General features: G+C 59.3%; 8 protein-coding genes. 1 reads left to right on the top strand and 7 read right to left on the bottom strand.

Annotated elements, in window-relative coordinates:
- Positions 1-166: 166 nt before the first annotated feature.
- The 7 genes from M6689_RS16240 to M6689_RS04905 form a co-directional block, all read right to left on the bottom strand.
- Positions 167-607 carry a hypothetical protein gene (locus tag M6689_RS16240; RefSeq protein WP_366949725.1) on the bottom strand — a complete coding sequence of 147 codons (441 nt, stop codon included), beginning with the start codon at positions 605-607 and terminating at the stop codon, positions 167-169.
- A gap of 144 nt (positions 608-751) precedes the next feature.
- Entirely contained in the window at positions 752-1,279 is a 528-nt protein-coding gene (locus M6689_RS16235; protein WP_366949726.1) for an archaemetzincin family Zn-dependent metalloprotease, read from the bottom strand.
- A 114-nt stretch (positions 1,280-1,393) separates the two neighbouring features.
- Positions 1,394-2,092, bottom strand: coding sequence for a protein-L-isoaspartate O-methyltransferase (gene pcm, locus M6689_RS04925; RefSeq protein ID WP_298268536.1), 699 nt, complete (start codon positions 2,090-2,092; stop codon positions 1,394-1,396).
- A gap of 31 nt (positions 2,093-2,123) precedes the next feature.
- Entirely contained in the window at positions 2,124-3,062 is a 939-nt protein-coding gene (locus M6689_RS04920) for a radical SAM protein (protein WP_298268534.1), read from the bottom strand.
- Positions 3,063-3,135: 73 nt separating this feature from the next.
- On the bottom strand, positions 3,136-3,666 hold the full coding sequence (locus tag M6689_RS04915; RefSeq protein WP_298268532.1) for a nucleoside-triphosphatase: 531 nt from the start codon (positions 3,664-3,666) through the stop codon (positions 3,136-3,138).
- Positions 3,642-3,878 carry a dual specificity protein phosphatase family protein gene (locus M6689_RS04910; protein ID WP_298268528.1) on the bottom strand — a complete coding sequence of 79 codons (237 nt, stop codon included), beginning with the start codon at positions 3,876-3,878 and terminating at the stop codon, positions 3,642-3,644. Before M6689_RS04910 ends, M6689_RS04915 begins: the two co-directional genes overlap by 25 nt.
- Positions 3,879-4,025: 147 nt before the next feature.
- Positions 4,026-4,874 (bottom strand): SDR family NAD(P)-dependent oxidoreductase, encoded by an 849-nt coding sequence (locus M6689_RS04905; RefSeq protein WP_298268526.1) that lies wholly within the window; start codon positions 4,872-4,874, stop codon positions 4,026-4,028.
- 394 nt (positions 4,875-5,268) lie between these two features.
- Here M6689_RS04905 and M6689_RS04900 point away from each other — a divergent pair.
- Positions 5,269-6,100: IS4 family transposase (locus M6689_RS04900; protein ID WP_298268524.1), on the top strand; the 832-nt coding region annotated here is incomplete at its 3' end.

Genomic DNA, 6,100 nt, shown 5'->3' with positions numbered 1-6,100 from the left:
ATACCTCCGCGCACCTGAGCAGCGGCTTTTCGCGCATCTTCCCAAGCAGTGAAAGCCGCCTGAGCGTCGATATACTGGCGCCTGGCGTCTTCGCCAATATCAATCCAGCGATACTTTTTCCGTATTTTTTCCATGTTATTAACATTATACGGAAAATAACGTGATTTCAACAATATATTGCAACTGAGAAAACAAAAGAGGAAGAAGTGATAAGCGACAGGGAGTCAGAGTCCTTGACCCTCCCGGGAAGACACGTCTCTATTCCCCGATGACCTTTACGAGCACCCTCTTTCTGCGTTTCCCGTCGAACTCCCCTGCCCGCCGCACGGAGTCGGAGTATCTGGAAGAGGAGATTCCCGGCGTTACCGCGGCCGGGATCATCCGCAAGCGGCGAAGCGCGCTCGCCTTTGACTGCCGCACCCTCCTCTCCAGTGAGTTCTTTTTCGCCATGCTGGACAAGACCCTTCCCCGTGCTCGCTCCGCACCGTTCGATCTGGTGGCGGAGGAGAGTCGTGTCCACCTCTTCCTCTTCGTCCACAGGGTGCAAGGGGTGGAGCCGGGGCTTTACTTCCTGGTCAGGAATACCGGCGATCTGGAGGAACTGCAACGGGAGTGCTCGCCCCGCTTTCTCTGGCAAAGGGTGCCGGCGGCGGGACCGCTCCCCCTCTTTCTCCTCATGGAGGGAGAGTGCCAGAGCGAGGCTGCCCTGGCCGGCTGCGGCCAGGAGATCGCCGGTGACGGCGCTTCCCCCCTACTCCCACCTGCGGCATCCATGAAGCTGCTTTCGGCAGTTCGCGCAGAAATCGGCCCCCTTCCGGTCGGTATCGGACAGGGTGTTGGAGAAGTGCATGACACAGCCTGGGTCCGGGCAATGATCGAGACCGAGGGCATGCCCCACCTCGTGAACCCCTTCCGTAATCATACGCCTCCGGAAGAGCTCATCGTTCACTGGATGGCCATAGAACTCCTCTCGCAGCCTGGTGACTGAGATCACCGCAACTCCACCCTTGTGGTCCGCCTCACCGAAGGCGAAATTCAGCGGCGGGAGATAGAGATCGCAATCTGTTACCCCGAGAACAAGTGAGACGTTCCCTGGTTTGGTTTGCTGCAGCATGGCGAGAACAGCCGAGGAAAGATACTGCCCGCGAGCGGGGTTCAAGGCATGAGCGGGGAGAGGCAACCGATCCCCCCGCCCTGCTCGACAGCTGAAGACTTCGGCCAGAGCGGCGGCAAGTTCAACTGCCGCCTCATCTTCCACAGTGCCGAGGGGAACGATCATGATATCCACGGAGGACCCGTTCCCCTCATCTCTCTTGACCATATCTCCCCCGAACCGCACACGTGGCCTTGGCAGCACCATGGCCATCCAGCCCTTCCGGCGGCGCCTCCTCAGTTATTCCTCCCCGAATTTTCCCCGGAGAGAGACGTAGAGGACTTGGCAGACGACCCGGCTGCTGGTTTCCGTCTCCCTTTTTTCCACAAGGACAAGGTCCTGTCCTTCGGCTGATATGACCGGCGCCGCGAGCAGCCCGCCAGGAACGAGCTGCTCCACGAGTGGCGGAGGTACCTGCGGGCAGGCGGCGGTGACGCAGATCCGGTCGTAGGGGGCCAGCTCCGGCCAGCCGAGGCCGCCGTCCGCGTTCACCAAGACGATATCGCGGTAGCCGACTGCTGCGAGATTCTGCCGGGCGAAATCGAAGGTGAGCGGATCGATCTCTAAGGAAACCACCAGCCCGCTGTCTCCCACGATTTCCCGCGCCAGGGCAGCGCCATAGCCGGAGCCGAGGCCGACCTCCAGCAGGCGGTGTCCCTCGTCCAGTCCCAGCGCCTCATAGAAGAGCGGGTAGCTGTGGGGGCATGAGATGGTGGCGCTCTCACCGGGGAGGGGGAGAGGCACCTCCTGGTAGGCGTAGTCCCGGTAGAGGAGCGGGATGAAATCCTCGCGTCTCACCTTAAGCATGGCCACCTTGATCCGCTCCGAGCGGAGGAAGCCGTGCCGGACGAGCCAACGCACCTTCTCTTCCCGTTCCCTTTGCAACTCCCCTCTGCCCTTGAGCGGCTCCCGCGGCGGCGGCACGATCCATCCCGGCATCACCCACCCTCCCGACAAGAGCTCCTGCAGATCATGCGCTGATCCCGTCCAGCCTGTGGATTCCTTCCTCGCGGGCGATGGTCACCGCCTCCTTGAATTCGGCGGGGGTGATCCTGCGGTTCATGGGCGGGTCGGATGCCTGGAAGCAGGGACGGTACTGGTCCATGAGATTGACGTAGGTGTCGGGGGAGATCTCGCGGGCGATGAACCCCATCACCTCGCGGGTGCCCGCCAGCCCTGCGGGGAGAACCAGGTGCCGCACCAGGATGCCGCGGACGGCGATTCCCCGTTCGTCCATGACCAGGTCCCCCATCTGGCGTTGCATCTCCTTCAGTGCCTCCCTGGCGGTCTCGACGTAGTGGGGGGTGCCGGAGAGGCGCAGGGCCGTCTCGCTATCGCCGTACTTGAAGTCGGGCATGTATATGTCGAAGATGCCGTCCAAGAGGCGCAGGGTGGCCAGCTCCTCGTAACCGCCGCAGTTGTATATGAGGGGGACGTCAAGCCCACCCTCGATGGCGTGGGGAAGGGCCGCGATGATCTGGGCGGCCTGGTGGGAGGGAGTGACGAAGTTGATGTTGTGGCACCCCTGGCGCCAGAGGGAGAGCATCATCTCCCCCAGTTCCTCCACCGCCACCTCTCTCCCTTCCCCCAGGTGGCTGATGTCGTAATTCTGGCAGAAGATGCACTTCAGGTTGCAGTAGGACAGGAAGATGGTGCCGCTGCCGTGCCGCCCCACCAGAGGTCTCTCCTCGCCGAAGTGGGGACCGTAGCTTGAGACCATGGGGAGCGCCCCGACCTGGCAGACCCCTTTTTCTCCTTCGAGGCGGTTGACGTGGCAGTGCCAGGGGCAGAGGGTACAGTCCGTGAGGATCTCCCGGGCAGCCTCGATACGCCCGGCGAGCTCTCCACTCTTGTGGAGGCGGAGGTATCCGGGCTCAAATGAACGTTCTTTTTGCGGTGATGTATCCATGGTCCACACTCCGAGTCATCGAGTCGCCAAAATAGTCGCATCAGGCACGTAACGCCCGCCTGCTGCGTCTTCACTATGCTGCCAGGCGCTGTTCGAGCCATTGGACGAGTTCATCCGCTAGGGCCCGCCGGTTCATCGCAGTGACCTCCACCAGATGGGAGTCCGGGCGTCCCTTCACCTTCCTTATCAACCCTTCCCCTTGCCGGGCCACGGTGGCGACTACCGTTTTCCCCGAGTCGAGGAGCGTCTCGACGAGACGGACGAAGCATGGGGAGAGGCACTCCATTTTCCCGATTTCGTCGATGAACACAAGCGGTGAGGGGTGGGAGGGAAGTTCGAGGGAGGCGAGGAACGCCTCGAAGCCTTCTACATCCACTCCGTACCGCCCAACCCGGTGAGGCCCGCCGAAGGCGACATCGGCGAGCTTTCCCTCCCGGCCGTCGAGGCTTTGGAGCCGGAATCCCTGTCGTACACCGCGTTCCCGAACCTCTTCGGTGTAGAAGCCGGCCGGGACGAGGTGGGCAAAACGGCGGACGAGTTCCATGAGGAGGGTCGTTTTTCCCGTGCCTGGAAGGCCGGTTATGAGGAGGTGGCGTTTTCCCATGGTATGCCCCTGATCCGGTCGATGGATGTGATCAGCTCAGGAAGGGTCGATATGTACGGCTTCTTCCTGGCCGCAAACTCGACCGCCTCGCCGAACCCGAGACCGAGAACGCAGCAGAGATAGGCGATAACTACCGAGGGGGAACGTCCGACTCCGCCGTTACAAAATACCAGCACCCTGTTTCCCTTCATGTTCTCCCTGAGCCACTCCACGGCCTCGCGCAGTTGCTCTGCGGGAATCGGACGAGGATGAATTCCACTGTGGTCTCCCGTTAACGAGCACGTTCCACGGTTTCATGGTCTTCTCCGATTGCATTTGTGAATCGATTTGAAAGAGAGGAGCAGGCTGGAGACTTGTTGTTATCGGGTCTCGTCCAATCTCGTCCACCTGAAACTCAGCTCCTGCAGCCGCCGGCGGGCCTTTTCGTCATAAGCCTGTTCTGCGGCTCGGGACGGCTCATCCTGTTCGAAATAGATTCCGCTCACCCCCTTGAGCTCCTCAGAAACGGCCAGGCGTTCGACATAGCGGGCTCCCTCTTCCACCGAGGTTCGCGGTGTGCCGAACCACTCGCGAACCATCTTGGTATCCATCAGGGATGCCGGATGCAAGGCATTGACGGTCACGCCAGTTCCCGCCAGTTCTTCCGCCAGCTCAAAGGTGAACATCACCAGCGCCAGTTTGCTCTGGCTGTATGCGCGCATGCCGTCGTACTGTTTTTCGAGCATGACATCGTCGAAGTCGATGGCCCGCTGCGCGGCCGACGCCACATTCACGATGCGGGCCTCGCCGGTATTTTCCGCCGTCCGGGTAAGCAACGGCAGAAGCCTGCGGGTGAGGAGAAAAGGGGCAAGGTAATTGACGGCGAACCTCAGTTCGAAGCCATCAGCACTGGTCTCACGACTTTTCGGGTTGGGACCGGCACCAAGGCCGGCATTGTTGATCAATACGTCCAGTCGCGGTTGGCTGTTGCCAATAGAAGCGGCCAGACGATCAACCTCATCGAGGGAAGCCAGGTCGGCATTGAAATAATGCAGCCGGCTGTTCCCGCTGATCTCACGGATCTTTGCCAGTACCCGCCGGCCCTTATCTGGATCCCGTCCGTGGAGCAGCAGAGTAACGCCTTTAGCGGCAAGGTCGATAGCGACCCTTTGCCCCAAACCATCCGTAGCGCCGGTTATGAGAATGGTGAGTTGTCCCGGGTTGTGCATGATGTAACCCTTTCAACGGCGCTTTCAACGGCGAAGTCGGGCAGAAATTGGCCTGATTTACAACCTAAAGTATATTCTGAAAAACGCCGTTGTAAAAATCCCCAAGAGAGATAAATCAGGACCGGTGAGGCTAGACTGCCTCTGCTGTCAGGGTATCGCTACGAAAACGAGAAAAGGCCTTCCTCATCGTGAGAGCCATTCTTTACAGCTAAGGAGGTGGGTAAAGGGACAGGACTCGGATTACCTATCAGCTATCACTACTGTCCGGTAAATTTTTTGGCAACCTACTCTAACCTTTTGTAATGACGAGTAAAAACGGTAATTGTTAAAATTTTCCTATTTGTTTTCGGTGGCCAGTCCCTGATTTTATACTGCCCTCCTCCAAGGAGGTGGTATGGAATCAGGCGAGACGGTCTTTGCACAGATCCTTCAAAACGCGCCCCGTTACGAATTCAACCGCTGTGTGCAGCGGTATCGGGGCAACCACTGGGTCAAACGGTTTTCCTGTTGGACGCAGTTCCTCTGCATGGTCTTTGCCCAGCTTACCGCTCGGGAAGGCTTGCGGGACATTGAAACGGGGCTCAATGCCCACCATGAGAAGCTTTATCGAGCCGGTTTTCGAGGCAAGGTAGCCCGCTCGACTCTGGCCGATGCCAACGAACAGCGGGACTTCCGCATCTACCAGGACTTTGGCCTGCTACTCATCGGCATAGCCCAGAAACTCTACCAAGACGAAGATCTGGGCCTAGAGCTGGCCCAGTCGGTCTATGCCTTGGATTCGACCACCATCGACCTCTGCCTGGCGCTCTTTCCGTGGGCAACCTTCCGGGAGACGAAAGCCGCGGTCAAAGTACACACACTTTTGGATCTGAAAGGCTCGATTCCGGTCTTTCTCAACATCACCACTGGCAAGGTCAACGATGTCAACATCCTTGACGAGCTGCCGGTGCCGGCCGGCGCCATTGTAGTGATGGACCGCGGGTATGTCGACTTCAAGCGGTGGTATGCTCTTCATATCAAAGCAGTGTTCTTCGTAACCCGGGCCAAGAGCAACTTCAAGTTTCGGCGTCGTTACTCCCGCCCGGTAGACAAGAGTCTTGGTCTGCGGTGTGACCAGACCATCGAGCTGGTCACGAAGAAGTCCCTCGAAGGGTACCCTGACCTGTTGAGGCGCATCTCGTATGTGGATCAGGAGACCGGCAAAAAGTATGTGTTCTTGACAAATA

Origin of the sequence: Geobacter sp., assembly GCF_027327745.1 — a bacterium.
Taxonomy (GTDB): Bacteria; Desulfobacterota; Desulfuromonadia; order Geobacterales; family Geobacteraceae; genus Geobacter.
This window is presented reverse-complemented; position numbering and strand designations above follow the sequence as displayed.